At 64.5% G+C, this 14,996-nt stretch carries 8 protein-coding genes and 1 rRNA gene; 2 read left to right on the forward strand and 7 right to left on the reverse strand.

The window, feature by feature from the left end; all coding sequences use genetic code 11:
- The 4 genes from PY310_RS20440 to PY310_RS20455 form a co-directional block, all read right to left on the reverse strand.
- Positions 1-64: ribosomal RNA gene (locus tag PY310_RS20440) — 16S ribosomal RNA — on the reverse strand; the annotation flags it as partial.
- A 514-nt stretch (positions 65-578) separates the two neighbouring features.
- The gene (locus PY310_RS20445) at positions 579-4,259 is read right to left on the reverse strand and encodes a 1,4-alpha-glucan branching enzyme (protein ID WP_275216427.1); all 3,681 of its coding nucleotides are present in this window, start codon (positions 4,257-4,259) and stop codon (positions 579-581) included.
- Between the two features lies 1 nt (position 4,260).
- Positions 4,261-6,057: a maltose alpha-D-glucosyltransferase gene (gene treS / locus PY310_RS20450; RefSeq protein WP_275216428.1), complete on the reverse strand. Its 1,797-nt coding sequence runs from the start codon at positions 6,055-6,057 to the stop codon at positions 4,261-4,263.
- Positions 6,054-8,135 (reverse strand): alpha-1,4-glucan--maltose-1-phosphate maltosyltransferase, encoded by a 2,082-nt coding sequence (locus PY310_RS20455; protein ID WP_275216429.1) that lies wholly within the window; start codon positions 8,133-8,135, stop codon positions 6,054-6,056. Before PY310_RS20455 ends, treS begins: the two co-directional genes overlap by 4 nt.
- Before the next feature lie 152 nt (positions 8,136-8,287).
- Between PY310_RS20455 and glgP the strand changes: the two genes are divergently transcribed.
- A complete protein-coding gene (gene glgP, locus PY310_RS20460; protein ID WP_275216431.1) occupies positions 8,288-10,906 on the forward strand; it encodes an alpha-glucan family phosphorylase in 2,619 nt (872 codons plus the stop codon).
- Positions 10,907-10,909: 3 nt separating this feature from the next.
- Here the strand turns inward: glgP and PY310_RS20465 are convergent, their stop codons facing one another.
- The 3 genes from PY310_RS20465 to glgX are packed head-to-tail and all read right to left on the reverse strand — an operon-like array spanning position 10,910 to position 13,892.
- A complete protein-coding gene (locus PY310_RS20465; RefSeq protein WP_275216433.1) occupies positions 10,910-11,266 on the reverse strand; it encodes a barstar family protein in 357 nt (118 codons plus the stop codon).
- A gap of 8 nt (positions 11,267-11,274) precedes the next feature.
- Positions 11,275-11,763: a guanyl-specific ribonuclease gene (locus PY310_RS20470; RefSeq protein ID WP_275216434.1), complete on the reverse strand. Its 489-nt coding sequence runs from the start codon at positions 11,761-11,763 to the stop codon at positions 11,275-11,277.
- Positions 11,764-11,780: 17 nt separating this feature from the next.
- Positions 11,781-13,892, reverse strand: coding sequence for a glycogen debranching protein GlgX (gene glgX, locus PY310_RS20475; protein WP_275216435.1), 2,112 nt, complete (start codon positions 13,890-13,892; stop codon positions 11,781-11,783).
- A 136-nt stretch (positions 13,893-14,028) separates the two neighbouring features.
- Between glgX and PY310_RS20480 the strand changes: the two genes are divergently transcribed.
- Positions 14,029-14,823 carry a carbon-nitrogen hydrolase family protein gene (locus PY310_RS20480; RefSeq protein ID WP_275216436.1) on the forward strand — a complete coding sequence of 265 codons (795 nt, stop codon included), beginning with the start codon at positions 14,029-14,031 and terminating at the stop codon, positions 14,821-14,823.
- Positions 14,824-14,996: the final 173 nt, after the last annotated feature.

Below are 14,996 nucleotides of genomic sequence, written 5' to 3' on the forward strand. Positions count from 1 at the left end.
CGACTTGCATGTGTTAAGCACGCCGCCAGCGTTCATCCTGAGCCAGGATCAAACTCTCCGTTGAAGTAAAACAAAAACAGAAAACAACCAACACCCCCGGAAATAACGGAAGAAGAAGGCTGCAAAATTTGAAACCAGCTGTAAAAACCAGACCCCATCCACGGGGTGGACAGGCCTGGCCAATTCAACCAATTCAATACAATAAATTGGTATCAACAAACTTGGCACACTATTGAGTTCTCAAACAACAGACACACCCGGCACCACCACCAGCACTTCACAGCCGTGGATCGCTCCGGAGCAACTTTTCAAACTTACCGGCTGGTCTCACTCTTGTCAAACCGGCATCCGCGACTCTCAACGCCCTAGGGCTTTCGTGTCGGCTTTTTCGGTCTGACTCCGTGGAGCAGCGCGGAAATAAACTCTACCACCAGATTTTAGGGTTGGCCACCCGATCCCGGGACAGCCTTGTGCTACCTCTCCATCATCCAACGAAAATGCCCGGAATCTCAAGGGATTCCGGGCATTTTCGCAGCCTCTTAAGAGACCGGCTTCACAATAGAGAGGGCCGCGGAGGGCTACCCAACAGCCGGCTGGGCGCCGGGCTTGAAGTAGGCAGCACCCAAGGGCGGCAGCGTCACCGTCAACGTGGCCGGCTGCCCATCGCGCCCCTTCTCCGCGGCGGTCAATGGGCCGGCGTTGAGAACACCCGATCCGCCGTAGGCCTCGGCGTCGGTATTAAGCACCTCAACCCAGTCCCCTGCGGCGGGAACACCCACCGGGTACCCCACATGGGGGCCGCCGGAGAAGTTGATGGCACAAACCAGCGGATTTCCGTCCTTGTCCCAACGGATAAACGTCAGGACGTTGTGGTCCGCATCCCCACCGTTGATCCACTGGAAACCGCCCGGTTCGTTATCCCGCTCATAGAGGGCCGGCGTCGCGCTGTAAATCTCGTTCAGGTCCTTGGTGAGCAGCTGCATCCCGCGGTGGGCAGGAATGTCGGCGAGGTACCAGTCGAGTCCGTGCTGTTCAGACCATTCGGCTTCCTGGCCGAACTCGGTACCCATGAAGATGAGCTGCTTGCCGGGGTGGGCCCACTGGTACGCGCTGAAGGCGCGCAGGTTGGCCAACTGCTGCCAGCGGTCCCCCGGCATCTTCCGGAGCATGGAACCCTTGCCGTGCACAACCTCATCGTGGCTGATGGGCAGCAGGAAGTTCTCCGTGAATGCGTATACCAGAGAGAACGTCACCGTCCCGTGGTGCCACTTGCGGTTGATCGGGTCCTCGGCAACGTACTTGAGGGAGTCATGCATCCAGCCCATGTTCCATTTCAAGCCAAAGCCCAGGCCGCCATGGCTTGTCGGGGCGGTCACGCCCGGGAAAGCTGTGGACTCCTCGGCGATCATCACCGCACCCGGGTGGGTCTTGTAGACGGTGGCATTGACTTCCTGCAGGAAGGAGATGGCCTCGAGGTTTTCACGGCCACCGAAACGGTTGGGCGACCACTGCCCGTCTTCCCGCGAGTAGTCCAGGTACAGCATGGAAGCCACGGCGTCCACGCGGAGGCCGTCAATGTGGAACTCGTCGAGCCAGTACAGCGCGTTGGCTACCAGGAAGTTCCGCACCTCGGTGCGGCCGAAGTCGAAGATCAGCGTTCCCCAGTCCGGGTGTTCGCCGAGGTTCGGGTCAGCGTGCTCGTACAGCGGCTGGCCATCGAACTGCGCGAGCGCCCAGGCGTCCTTCGGGAAGTGCGCCGGGACCCAGTCCAGGAGCACACCGATGCCGGCCTGGTGCAGGGAGTCCACCAGGAACCGGAATTCGTCCGGGTGGCCAAAGCGCGAGGTCGGCGCAAAGTAGGACGTCACCTGGTAGCCCCAGGAACCGCCGAAGGGGTGTTCTGCCACGGGCATGAACTCCACGTGCGTGAAGCCGAGCCATTTGACGTACTCCACCAGTTCCGTGGCGAGCTCGCGGTAACCAAGGCCGAGCCGCCATGATCCGAGGTGGACTTCGTAGATGCTCATCGGGGAATTGTGCGGGTCCCTCTGGGCCCGTGCCTCCATCCACTCGGCGTCCTTGAATGCGTAGGAGGGCTCCACCACCCTCGAAGCCGTCAGCGGCGGGACTTCGGTGCCAAAGGCCAGAGGATCAGCCTTTTCGACCCAGTTGCCGTGCTTCGTCTTGATCTCAAATTTGTAGCACGCCCCTGCTGGAACGCCGGGAACGAAGACTTCCCAGACCCCTGAGGACCCGAGCGAGCGCAATGAATTTTCGCGGCCGTCCCAGGCGTTGAAGTCGCCCTTGACCCGGACGGCCTGGGCGTTCGGGGCCCAGACGGCGAAGGACACGCCGTCGACGTCTCCCAAGGAGGACTTGTAATGCTGGACGTGGGCACCAAGGACTTCCCACAGCTTTTCGTGCCGGCCCTCGCCGATCAGGTGCAGGTCCACTTCCCCGACGGTGGGCAGGTACCGGTACGGCTCGTCCACGGTCACGGGTTCGGCCCCGGCATAGGTAACTTCGAGGCGGTAGTCGGGCACGTGGCCGGCCTGGAGCGGTTCCATGACCGCTACCCAGACGCCGTGGGCTTCGTGGGTCATGGGAACGGAACCGGCGGCGGTTACCACGTTGACCGATTCCGCCAGGTGCTTGACCGTCCGGACCGTGACGTGGCCATGGTTGTCCAAGTGGGCGCCGAGCACGGAGTGCGGGGCATGGTGCTCGCCGTTGGCCACCTGGCCCAAAGTATCCGGGTCCACGTGAAGCGGCACACTCGGCCTGTCTGTTGGTGCTGAACCTGTCATGTTGATACCTTCCGATGCTGCCCGGGCATGATCGCCGGAGCCTTTAACGCTGAGGAGCCGTCTGGACGCATTCGTTGGAATGGCCAGCCAGTCAGGTCTGTTCCGCAATTCGTAAACAACTTCGTAGAGGGCTTTGTCCAGCCACAATGCCACAAAGAGCGGGGAGTCACGGTCGATGGTGCCGGGCGTGACGGCGGCATATCCCTCGAGGAACGCGTCAGAGCAGTCATCCACCCAGGAGTCGGGAACATTGGCCCCCTGGTACTCCCGTTCAGCCGCGCCGGCCGCGTAGTCGAAGGAACGAAGCATGCCCACAACGTCGCGGAGCGGGACGTCGGGGAAATTGCGTTCCGAGATGGGCCGGAGGGGCTCGCCTTCAAAATCGAGGATGGCCCAGCGGCCGGGTTCGCTGCCCGGCCCGGGCACCTGCAGGATCTGCCCGAGGTGAAGGTCCCCGTGGATCCGCTGCAGGGGACCGGCCTCCACGCCCTGGAGCGCGTCCAGCAGTGCCTGAAGCTCCTGATCGTAGGGCCCGACGGCGGCAGCGGCTTCCGCCCACGCCTGACGCACCCGCTGGGCTACTCCGGGCGCGATGACGTGGCCCGGGACAGCTTCAACGGAGGTTCCAAAAGCGGCAGCCAGCCGCTGGTGGACGGTGGCCGTAGCCGTCCCCAGGGCCCGTGCCTCCGCTGTGAAGTCAGCTCCGCTCCGGGCGGCATCCACGGCGAGGCGCCAGGCGTCGCGGCCGCCGGCGAGGAATTCGTGCGCGACGGCCAGTTCGCCGCGTGCCGGCCGGGGAGCCTGCACGGTCGCCCCCGGCAGCTGCCACTCGCCCCGCACCCAGCCCAGCGTGGCGGGAACCTCGGACGTTCCCTCAGCGGTCAGGGCCGCCCCCACCTCGACTTCCGGATTGGTGCCCTCGGAGAGCACCCGGAAGAATTTGACGATTGCCGCGGACTCGCCGTCGTCAACGATCACGGAACTGTTGGACTGCTCACCGGAAAGGACTTTGACCATGCCGTGCGCCGTGGGAAGGCGGTGGGTCGAGGACGTCCGGTGGCCGGTCGCCTTACCTGCGCGGGAGGCCGACTCCGAGCGGATCAGCTCCAGCCAGGCGGAGACAAAGGAGGGGTCGTGCACGGCGTCGTAAATCCATGCCATGCCCGCCTCCGGGGCCCGGCCCACAACAGCGCCTTCACCGCCGGACAGCGGCGAGTCCCGGAAACTCAAAGGCACCTGGACCACATCCGTGCGCTGTCCGCCGTCGGCTGACCGGGAAGAAACGGCCAGCAGGAAGACCTCCAGACGGGCCTGCCCGGCTGTATCCGCCAGACCCAGGCCGCCCGCCTGCTCCAACGAAAAATCGCCTGACTTGACCGGGAACCAGCGCTGGCGCGGGAGCCATTCCTGCAGGATTGAGCTCAACGCGGCCGTGAGAGTTGGCTGAGTCATATCAGTTCTCGATGGACAGAATAGGCAGCGCCTGCGTCTGCGGTGAAGCCGGATTCGATGCTGCCGAACGCACCCGCAGCCAGAAGAAGTCGTGGCTTCCCAGCGTCAGGGTCAGGGATCCGTCGTCATCGATTCCGGGAAAGGGCTGGCCGCCAAACACATCGCGGAGGCCGCGCCCGGCATACTGCGGAATCCGCAGTTTCGCCGCAACCGGGTGCTGGGACAGGTTGAACGCGCACAGAATGACTTCACCGGGTTCCCCGGCCGCGTTGTCGTCCCCCAGTTCCCGAAGATAGGACACCACGGCGTCATGGTCGGCTTCGACGTGCTTGAAGCTGCCGAGGCCGAACGCCGGGTGGTTCTTCCGGACGCTCAGGATCTGGCGGGTCCAGCGAAGCAGCGATCCGGAGTGCGCGGCTTCGGCCTCAACGTTCGCCATGCCGTAGTTGTACACCAGCGACTGGATGACCGGCAGGTACAGCTTGCCGGGGTCGGCGTGGGAGAAGCCGGCGTTGCGGTCCGGGTTCCACTGCATCGGCGTGCGGACGGCGTCGCGGTCCTCGAGCCAGATGTTGTCGCCCATGCCGATCTCGTCGCCGTAGTACAGGAACGGGCTGCCGGGCAGGGACAGGAGCAGGGCGTTGATCAGTTCGATCTCCGCACGGGAGTTATCCAGCAGGGGCGCCAACCGGCGTCGGATACCGATGTTGGCCCGCATCCGCGGGTCCGGGGCGTACCAGCCCAGCATGGCGGCGCGCTCGTCGGCAGTGACCATCTCCAGGGTCAGCTCATCGTGGTTCCGCAGGAACGTCCCCCATTGGGCCCCTTCGGGAATCTCCGGAGTATCCTGCATCGTCTCGATGATGGGAGCGGCCTTCTGGTCGCGCAGGGCGTAGTAGAGCCGCGGCATGATGGGGAAGTGGAAGGCCATATGGCACTCCGGCTCTTCGGCTGTCCCGAAGTACTCCACCACCTCGTTGGGCGGCTGGTTGGCCTCGGCGATAATGACACGTCCCGGGTAGCTTTCGTCCACCATGGCCCGCAGCTTGCGCAGGAAGTCGTGGGTCGCGGGGAGGTTTTCGCAGTTTGTCCCCTCTTCTTCAAAGAGGTACGGAATCGCGTCGGCCCGGAAGCCGTCAATGCCCTGGTCAAGCCAGAACCGCACTACGTCAAAAAGCGCTTCGATCACCCGCGGGTTTTCGAAGTTCAGATCCGGCTGGTGACTGAAGAAGCGGTGCCAGAAGAACTGGCGACGGATGGGATCGAAGGTCCAGTTGGACTCCTCCGTGTCCACAAAAATAATGCGGGCATCCTGATACTTCTCGTCAGTATCGCTCCACACGTAGAAATCGCCGAACGGGCCCTCGGGGTCCTTCCGCGATTCCTGGAACCACGGGTGCTGGTCCGATGTGTGGTTCAGGGGCAAGTCGATGATGACGCGCACACCGCGGGCATGGGCTTCGGCAACCAGCCGTTTGAAGTCGCTGATGGTCCCGAACTCGTCCAGCACGGAGTTGTAGTCCGAGATGTCGTAGCCGCCGTCCCGCAGGGGCGACTGGAAGAACGGCGGCAGCCAGAGGCAGTCCACCCCGAGCCACTGCAGGTAGTCCAGCCGGTCAATGAGGCCCGAAAAATCGCCTGAGCCGTCCCCGTTGGCATCCGCAAACGCCCTGACAAGCACTTCGTAAAACACGGCCTTCCGGTACCACAGAGGATCGTGGGCCAGGCCCGGTGCGTTTAGTTCAAACGTGCTTCTGGGGGTGAAATGCTGGCTGGAACTCTGCGGGTTAAAACTCACTGATGCGCTCTCCTGACGCTAAGGATGTGTGCGGGTTCGACGTGCGCGTCCAGGCGGACGTAGTTGTATTCGCCCCACTCCCAGGTTTCGCCGGTGATGAGGTCCTCCACCCGGAACCCGCCGTTGTGGGTCAGGTCCTCGGGGTCAAGTTCCAGGGCGGCGAGATCCAGCGAGACGGTACTCTCCCTGGTACCGTGCGGATCCACGTTGACCACCACGATGATGGTGTCCTTGGTGCCATCCGGCAGGTTTTTGTGCTTGGAGTAGACCACTGTGGCGTCATCGGTGCTTTGGTGGACGGTCAGGTTCTGCAGGTCCTGGAGCGCCGGATGCGCGTGCCTGATGCTGTTGAGCCTGGTCAGGTACGGCGCGAGCGTACGGCCGGATTCCGCAGCCGCATCCCAGTCGCGGGCCTTGTACTCGAACTTTTCATTGTCGATGTACTCCTCCGCACCGGGGCGCGCAACGTGCTCATAAAGTTCGTAGCCGGCATAAACCCCCCACAGGGGGCTGGCGGTGGAAGCCAGTGCCGCACGGATCTTGAACGCGGCCGGACCGCCGAACTGGAGGTATTCGGTGAGGATGTCCGGGGTGTTGACGAAGAAGTTGGGCCGGAAATACGCTGCCGACTCGTGGCTGACCTCGGTGAAGTAGGTCTCCAGTTCCGTCTTGGTGTTCCGCCAGGTGAAGTAGGTGTAGGACTGCTGGAATCCTGCCCGGCCCAGGGCGTGCATCATCGCGGGGCGGGTGAATGCCTCCGCAAGGAACACCACGCCGGGTGTCTTTTTGTTGACCTGGGCGATGAGCCACTCCCAGAACCACACCGGCTTGGTGTGCGGGTTGTCCACCCGGAAGATCCGGACGCCGTGGCTGACCCACAACTGAACAATGCGCAGGATCTCCTTGGCGAGCCCCTCGGGATCATTGTCGAAGTTGAGCGGGAAAATGTCCTGGTACTTCTTGGGCGGGTTCTCCGCGTAGGCGATGCTGCCGTCCACCCGCGTGGTGAACCATTCCGGGTGCGATTCAACCCACGGATGGTCCGGGGCGGCCTGCAGGGCAAGGTCGAGGGCGACCTCGAGGCCCAGTTCGTTGGCGCGGGCCACAAATGCGTCGAAGTCCTCGAAGCTGCCCAGGTCCGGGTGGATGGCGTCATGGCCGCCTTCTTTGGCGCCGATGGCCCAGGGCGAGCCGGGATCGTGCGGGCCGGCGATGAGCGTGTTGTTCGGCCCCTTGCGGTGCTGGATGCCGATCGGGTGGATCGGCGGCATGTAGATGACGTCGAAGCCCATGGCCGCCACCGCGTCGAGCCGCCTGGCTGCCGTCCGGAAGTTTCCGGAGGTCCAGGCCCCGGTGGTGTGGTCCCGCACGGCACCTTCGGAGCGGGGGAAGAACTCGTACCAGGCCCCGCGGCCGGCAAGGTCCCGCTCAACGAGCAGCGGGAACTGCTGGGAGGCGGTGACCAGTTCCCGGATCGGCTGGCGGTCCACGACGGCGGCCACATCGGCATTGAAACCGCCCGCGAGGCGCTCCTCGGCCGTCAGGGAGGCGTTGCCCAGGATCGAAGCAGCCATGCGCAGGGTGCGCCGGTCCGATGCGTTGCGGGAGACGTCGTCGGCCGCGTCCGCGAGGAGTGCCTCGCCTTCGGCGAGCATCAGTTCGACGTCGATGCCCGCGGCCACTTTGACTTCGGCGTTGTGGTGCCAGGTGCCATAGCGGTCGTGCCAGGCCTCAATGAAGAACGTCCAGTTTCCAACGGCCGACGGCGTGAGCACGCCCTCCCAGCGATCGGTGCCGAGGCCGCGTTCCCCCCTGGGCGGCGCCAGCCGGATGCGCTGGCGTTCCTTTCCGCGCGGGTCCAGGAGGACTGCGCTGACGCCGAGTTGGTCATGCCCTTCCCGGAATGCGGTGGCACCGACAACGATTCCTTCGCCCGGCAGAGCTTTGGCAGGGTACTTTCCACCCTCAACCACAGGCTCTACGGCGGTGATCGGAAAACGGCCGAACGTGAGGCCGTCGGTGATTTTGCCTTTCGGCTTTTTCTTGGAGGCGGCGGTGGTTCCTAGGTTAGTCGTCACATGCTCGACGTTAGCGAGAAATGGGCGAGATAGCTAAGCCTGCGTGGTTTTTTATCGCGGCGATTCGTCTTATCCATGGCGTCAACTGTCATTTACCTAAAAGAAGGCCAAAGCAGTTCCAGCTGTTGAGGTTGTCGGTTAGTGTGGCGCAGGTGAAGGCTATCCGCAGATTTACCGTCAGAACCGTCCTCCCCGAACCGATCCGGCCGCTGGTCCGGCTCGCGACCAACCTGCGTTGGTCCTGGCACCGGCCCACGCGGGAACTTTTCGCCAGCCTGAACCCGCGGAAATGGGAGGAAAGCGAGCAGGATCCGGTCAGCTTCCTGGGCCGGGTCAGCCGCGAGGAGTTCCAGGCCCTGGCCGCGGACCAGTCCGTGGTGGGACGCGTGCGGGCCGCCGCTGAGGACCTTGACCGCTACCTTGACGAGCCTCGCTGGTATCAGGGACTCGGTGCCGACGCGCCCGCCGCGATTGCCTATTTTTCGCCTGAATTTGGTATCACCGAGGTCCTGCCGCAGTACTCCGGCGGCCTGGGCATCCTGGCCGGCGACCACCTCAAGGCGGCATCCGACCTCGGCGTGCCCCTCATCGGCGTTGGGCTCCTCTACCAGGCCGGCTATTTCAAGCAGTCGCTGTCCCGTGATGCCTGGCAGCAGGAAACCTATCCTGTGCTCGATCCGGACGGCCTGCCCCTGACCCTGCTGCGCGAGCCATCTCCCGACGGCAACGGCCGGCCGCTCCAGATCACCCTGCCGCTGCCCAACGGCAGGCGGCTCCTGGCACACATCTGGCGTGCCGATGTCGGACGTGTTCCGTTGCTGCTGCTGGATTCCAACGTGCCAGGCAATGACGACGCCGCACGCGGGGTGACCGATCGGCTTTACGGCGGAGGCGGGGACCACCGGCTGCAGCAGGAACTCCTGCTGGGCATGGGCGGCGTGAAGGCGCTGCGCGCTTACCAGCGGCTCACGGGAACACCCGCCCCTGAGGTGTTCCACACCAATGAAGGCCATGCCGGTTTCCTCGGGATCGAACGGATCCAGGAGCTCATGTCCGGGGACGCGGCCCTGACGTTCGACGAGGCGCTTGCCGCCGGCCGGGCGTCCACGGTCTTCACCACCCACACCCCCGTTCCCGCCGGGATCGACCGCTTTGAGATCGCCCAGATCCAGCACTTCTTCCAAGCCGGGCTGGCGCCTGCCGTGCCCGTGGACAGGATCCTGGAGCTCGGCCGCGAAAACTACGCCAACGGCAACCCGGCAGTCTTCAACATGGCGGTCATGGGGCTCCGCCTGGCCCAGCGGGCCAACGGTGTGGCAAAACTGCACGGCGAGGTGTCCCGCGGGATGTTCTCGGCGCTGTGGCCGGGTTTCGACCACTCCGAGGTGCCCATCACGTCCGTCACCAACGGCGTCCACGTGCCCACGTGGGTTGACAGCCGCATCTCCCAGCTGGCCCGGAAACAGTTCGGCCCGGAGGCCGAAAGCCAGGGACGCTGGGACCTGGCCTACAACGTTCCCGACGCCGACGTGTGGGCGCTCCGCCGGGAAATGCGTTCCGCCCTGGTGGATGATGTCCGCCGCCGCCTCCGGGCCGCCTGGAAGAAACGCGGCGCCGCTGACGCTGAACTGCGCTGGACGGACAGCGTGCTGGACCCCGACGTGCTGACCATCGGCTTCGCGCGCCGCGTCCCCACTTACAAGCGGCTCACCCTGATGCTGCGTGAGCCGGACCGGCTCAAGGCACTGCTGCTGCACCCGGAGCACCCCATCCAGCTGGTCATCGCCGGAAAGTCCCACCCCGCGGATGACGCCGGCAAGAAGATGATCCAGGACCTGGTCCGGTTTACCGACGACCCCGAAGTCCGCCACCGGATTGCGTTCCTCCCCAATTACGACATCGCCATGGCCAGGACACTGTTCCCGGGCTGCGACGTCTGGCTGAACAACCCGCTGCGTCCCTTGGAAGCCTGCGGCACCTCGGGCATGAAGGCGGCCATCAACGGTTCGCTGAACCTCTCGGTGATGGATGGCTGGTGGGATGAGATGTACGACGGCGAAAACGGCTGGGCGATCCCCACCGCCAACAATGACGCGTCCCCCGAGGAGCGCGACGACATTGAGGCTGCCGCGCTGTACGAGCTCCTGGAGACCCAGGTGGCGCCCCGCTTCTACGGCAGCACCGTGTCCGACAGCGCAGGCGCCGCAGGCCCGTCCAGCAGCAGCACCGAGAAGGTCCCCACGCACTGGGTTTCCATGATCAAACACACCCTGACTCACCTGGGCCCGGCAGTGTCGGCAGACAGGATGCTGCACGACTATGTCAACATCCTGTACCGCCCGGCTGCCGAGGCCGGACGCAAGGCAGTGGCGGACTCCTATGCGCAGGCACGCTCGCTGGCAGCCTGGACCGCCCAGGTGCGCGCAGCCTGGCCGATGCTGCACGTGGAGCATGTCGACTCCGTGGGCGTTTCTGAGGACCCGCAGATCGGTGACACCCTGCAGGTGAACGCGTATGTTGCGTTGACCACCCTGACACCGGACGACGTCTCCGTGGAGGTCGCCTACGGACGCGCCGAGGAAAGCGACAACCTGACCGATGTGACCATGATGGAGCTGCAGCCCAAGGAAGACCTGGGCGGCGGCCGCCACCTGTTCAGCGGCTCCCTGGTGATCGATCGCTCCGGACCGTTTGGTTACACGGTCCGCGTCCTGCCCCGGCATGAGGCGTTGGCGTCGAAGGCCGAGCTGGGGCTGATCGTCAACGCCTAGTACCTAAAGAAGGACGGCGGTGACCCTCAGGTCATTACCGGCGTAGCTCTCGGCATCCTGAAGGATCTCGCAGATGATCCCGAAGGAACGGTCGCCGCGGAATGCCGCGGCGACCTGCCAGAGGAGGGTGACCGGGGCGTTGCCGTTCTCGCTGATGCTGTCCGCAAAGTCGTGGAGTGAATCGTTCAGCGCGTCCAGGTTCACTCCGTAGTGCTCGGGGAAGCCCAGCACCTCACCGAAAGTTTCCAGCACCGCCCGTTTGCTGTCCGCGGCAGGGACCCGCAGGCAGCGGCGACCGGCGTCGGCCACCTGCTCCTGCAGTTCTTCCATGGTCCACGTATCGGCGGAATAGATCTTCATAACGGGGTTCAGCTGCCTTCTGCGATGAATTTGAACGAGTCGTAGTGGTCCTGCGTGTAGTACTTTTCTCCCCCGCCGCCCGCAATGATCCGGCGGGCTCCGCGGTCCGGTGCTCCCGGGGTGGGAACGGTGTATTCGCGGTAGTAGCCCGAAGCCTTGCGCGGGAGGATTCGCTCAAAGTTGCCGAAAGTCTGGTCATCCTGGCTGTACGGGTACGGGCCGCCCTTGCGGATCAGCGCGAGGGTCCTGCGGGCCTCGGCCGGGAGCGCGGACTCGCTGATCGCCGGCAGGCCCGAAGGGTTGGCGGGGACCGCCGCGGACCTCGAACCTTCAGCAGGGCCAGGTACGGGAGGCTCCGAACCAGAGGTTGCGCCAGAGCTTGCCGCCGGCGTCGGGCTTCCCGTCAGGGAGTCAAAGAGCCCTGTGCCGCCCAGGGCGAACAGTGCAATGGCCACCAGTCCAGTCAGCACCAGGGCAACGGCAGAGCGGTTGCGCATTCTTGTCCCCTCCGCAGCTACGTGCGGTAGATGTTGATCGAGTTTGCCTCAATGAGGTCGGTCTCCCCGGATGCCACGCGGACGCCCTGGCGGATCTCGTGCAGTGGCGAGGTGGTGAGCCGCAGTTCGAACATCCGGCGGGGCGTGCCGTCGTCGTTGGTCACTTCCGGGAGGGTGATCTTGACGTCGGAAGTGCTGCCGTTGACCACCACGAGGCCTGCCAGGGTGCCGTCGTCAGAGCCCAGCAGGAGCTGCATGACCCGGTGGCGGGGATCGTTCCACCGCTCCATGGACATCGGCTGGCCGGCGTGGTCGAACCAGTGAAGGTAGGACTGCTCGTCCCGGGCCGGGAAATCGTGCGGCTGGCCGGCCAGGAACTCCTTGCGCAGCCGGATAAAACGCTTGGTGCTGCGGAGCATCTCATGGGATTCCGGCGTGCGCGTCCAGTCGATCCACGTCAGGGGGTTGTCCTGGCAGTAGGCATTGTTGTTTCCCTGCTGGGTGCGCGCCAGTTCGTCGCCGGCAGTGATCATGGGAACGCCAAGGGAAATCAGCATCGAAGCCATGAGGTTGCGCCGGGACTGGGCCCGCTGGGCCAGGATCGTTTCGTCTTCGGTGGGGCCTTCGAAACCGTGATTGTAGCTGCGGTTGTCCCCGTGGCCGTCCCGGTTCTGCTCGCCGTTATCCTCGTTGTGCTTGCGGTCGAAGGAGACCAGATCGTGAAGGGTGAAGCCGTCGTGGGAGGTAACGAAGTTGAGGGAGGCCAGCCTGGAACGGCCCGAGGCTTCAAACAGCCCGGCCGAGCCGGACAGGGCATCAGCCAGCCGGGCGACGGAGCCGCCCTGACCGCCGGACTCGATGGCTGCCCGGTCAGCGAGCCAGAAACTACGGACCCCGTCGCGGAAGTGATCGTTCCAGTCAACCCAGCCGGCAGGGAACCGGCCGGTCTGCCAACCGCCGTAGCCCACGTCCCATGGTTCGGAAATAAGTTTCACATCCGACAACACCGGATCAGCCGCGACGGCCACCAGGAACGGGTGGTGGGGATCAAATTCGTTGTCTGCATTCCGGCACAGTGTCACGGCGAGGTCAAAGCGGAAACCATCGATGTGAAACTCGTCCACCCAGTACCGGAGGGAATCCAGGACCAGCTGGACAACCCGGGGGTGGCCAAAATTCAAGCTGTTCCCGCAACCGGTCGTGTCCAGGTATTTGCCGTGGCCATCGGTTCGGTAATACGTTTTCTCGCCAAGCCCGCGGAAGCTGATGGTCGGCCCGTCGGGGCCGCCCTCGGCAGTGTGGTTATAGACCACGTCAAGGATCACTTCCAGCCCGGCCGCGTGGAGCAGCTTGACCATGCCCTTGAATTCGTCCTGGACCGCCTGCGGGCCGGCTTCCTGGGCAGATTTGGTGGCATAGCCCGGGTGCGGCGCGAAGAACGCAGCGGTGTTGTACCCCCAGTAGTTGGTCAGCCCCAGGTCCTGCAGATGCATCTCATCGAGGTGGAAGTGCACCGGGAGCAGTTGAATCGAGGTGATGCCCAGGCTCTTGAAGTGTTCGATGATGGCAGGGTGGGCCATGCCTGCATACGTTCCGCGCAGTTCCTCGGGAACATCGGGGTGCAGCATGGTCTGGCCACGCACGTGCGCCTCGTAGACGATGGTGTTCCGCCAGTGCAGCCTGGGCCGCTGATCGGCTCCCCAGTCAAAATCGGCAGCCATCCGCACACTCGCCAGGAATCCCTCGTGCTGATCCACGGCGCGGCCGTAAGGATCGAGCAGCAGCGGCTGCCCGGCGTCGTCGTCCAGGTCCAGCATGGGAAAGGACAGCGGCAACGCCTCGGAAGTGGGGGCCGCACGGAACCCGTAGCGCGAGCCGTAAGGAAAGTCCTCCACAATGCCGTGGTGGACGCCGTGGGTGACGTTGGGAAGGAGCTGCCTGCGCCACGCAATGCCCGGGGCTTTGTAGACAATCTCGAGGTTTTCAACTCCCGGCGCATAGACAGCAACATTGGCGCTGGACGGCAGCGCACTGTCCGGACCGACCCCGGGGCGCGGCACAGTAACACCGAGTGGATGAGCCGAAGAGGCATCCATGGTGGAAGCAGTGTCAAAAAGCGGCATAACCATCACGTCAATGGTAGCGGCCAGTGCCGTTTCAGCTGCATTGATGTGTTTGTGTCACCGGCCGCCCACCGCCGGCCTGTGCACCCGGGGGCCGTGTGACGTTGCATACTGGAGGGAGACGTCAACACGGAGGTACACAGTGCGGATTGCCTTGGCTCAGATCATCAGCGGCCGGGACGTGGCCGCCAACCTGTCCGCCCTCGAGCAGCAGGCTCACAAGGCCAAGGCTGGTGGCGCGGACCTGGTGGTGTTCCCGGAGGCATCCATGCGGGCATTCGGAAACTCGCTGCATGACATTGCCGAACCTTTGACCGGGCCGTGGGCCTCGCACGTTCGGAGCGTGGCGGCCTCCCTGGAGATCGTGGTGGTGGCAGGCATGTTCACTCCCGGCGCTGCGGGAAAGGTTCGCAACACGCTGCTCGCAACAGGGCCCGGAGTGGAAACCAGCTACGACAAAGTCCACCTTTTCGACGCCTTCGGTTTCCTGGAATCGGACACCGTGGACGCGGGCACGGAACCTGTAACGTTCGCGGCGGGCGGCCTGACCTTCGGGCTTGCCACCTGCTACGACATCCGGTTCCCGGCGCTGTTCCTGGCCAACGCCGATCTGGGCGCGGATGCCAACATCGTCTGCGCGTCCTGGGGCTCCGGACCCGGCAAGGTGGACCAGTGGCAGCTCCTGGCGCGTGCCCGGGCGCTGGATTCCACCACCTACGTCCTCGCCTGCGGGCAGGGTGATCCGGTCAGCCAGGGAGTTCCGGCCAAGGCCGGCGCGCCCACCGGTGTGGGGCACTCCGCCGTCGTCTCGCCCTTTGGGGAGGTACTGGAAGAGCTCGACGGCGCCCCCGGGCTGCTCTTCGCCGACCTGGACCCTGCAGTGGTCAAGGAAGCCCGCCAACAGCTCCCGGTGCTGGCCAACCGTCACGAGTTCTAACCCCGCCTCTCCCCTCCCCCCGTCTCCCCCCACTCCCCCCGACGCTCTCTGGGGTTAACCTCTGTTGATGGACACCTGAAGTAGCGGGATCCTTGGATTCTGCGGGAAGGTGTTCTTGTGAGCACGACACGACGAAAATTCACCCCGGAGTATCGGCGGGAGGCTGCCCGCCT

The organism is Pseudarthrobacter naphthalenicus (assembly GCF_029076445.1).
In the GTDB taxonomy this organism is placed as follows: domain Bacteria; phylum Actinomycetota; class Actinomycetes; order Actinomycetales; family Micrococcaceae; genus Arthrobacter; species Arthrobacter naphthalenicus.

Excerpts from the sequence above, each read along its gene's own strand:
- PY310_RS20445 (WP_275216427.1), bottom strand. The coding sequence starts at position 4,259 with ATGACTCAGCCAACTCTCACGGCCGCGTTGAGCTCAATCCTGCAGGAA.
- PY310_RS20465 (WP_275216433.1), bottom strand. The coding sequence starts at position 11,266 with ATGAAGATCTATTCCGCCGATACGTGGACCATGGAAGAACTGCAGGAG.
- PY310_RS20470 (WP_275216434.1), bottom strand. The coding sequence starts at position 11,763 with ATGCGCAACCGCTCTGCCGTTGCCCTGGTGCTGACTGGACTGGTGGCC.
- glgX (WP_275216435.1), bottom strand. The coding sequence starts at position 13,892 with ATGGTTATGCCGCTTTTTGACACTGCTTCCACCATGGATGCCTCTTCG.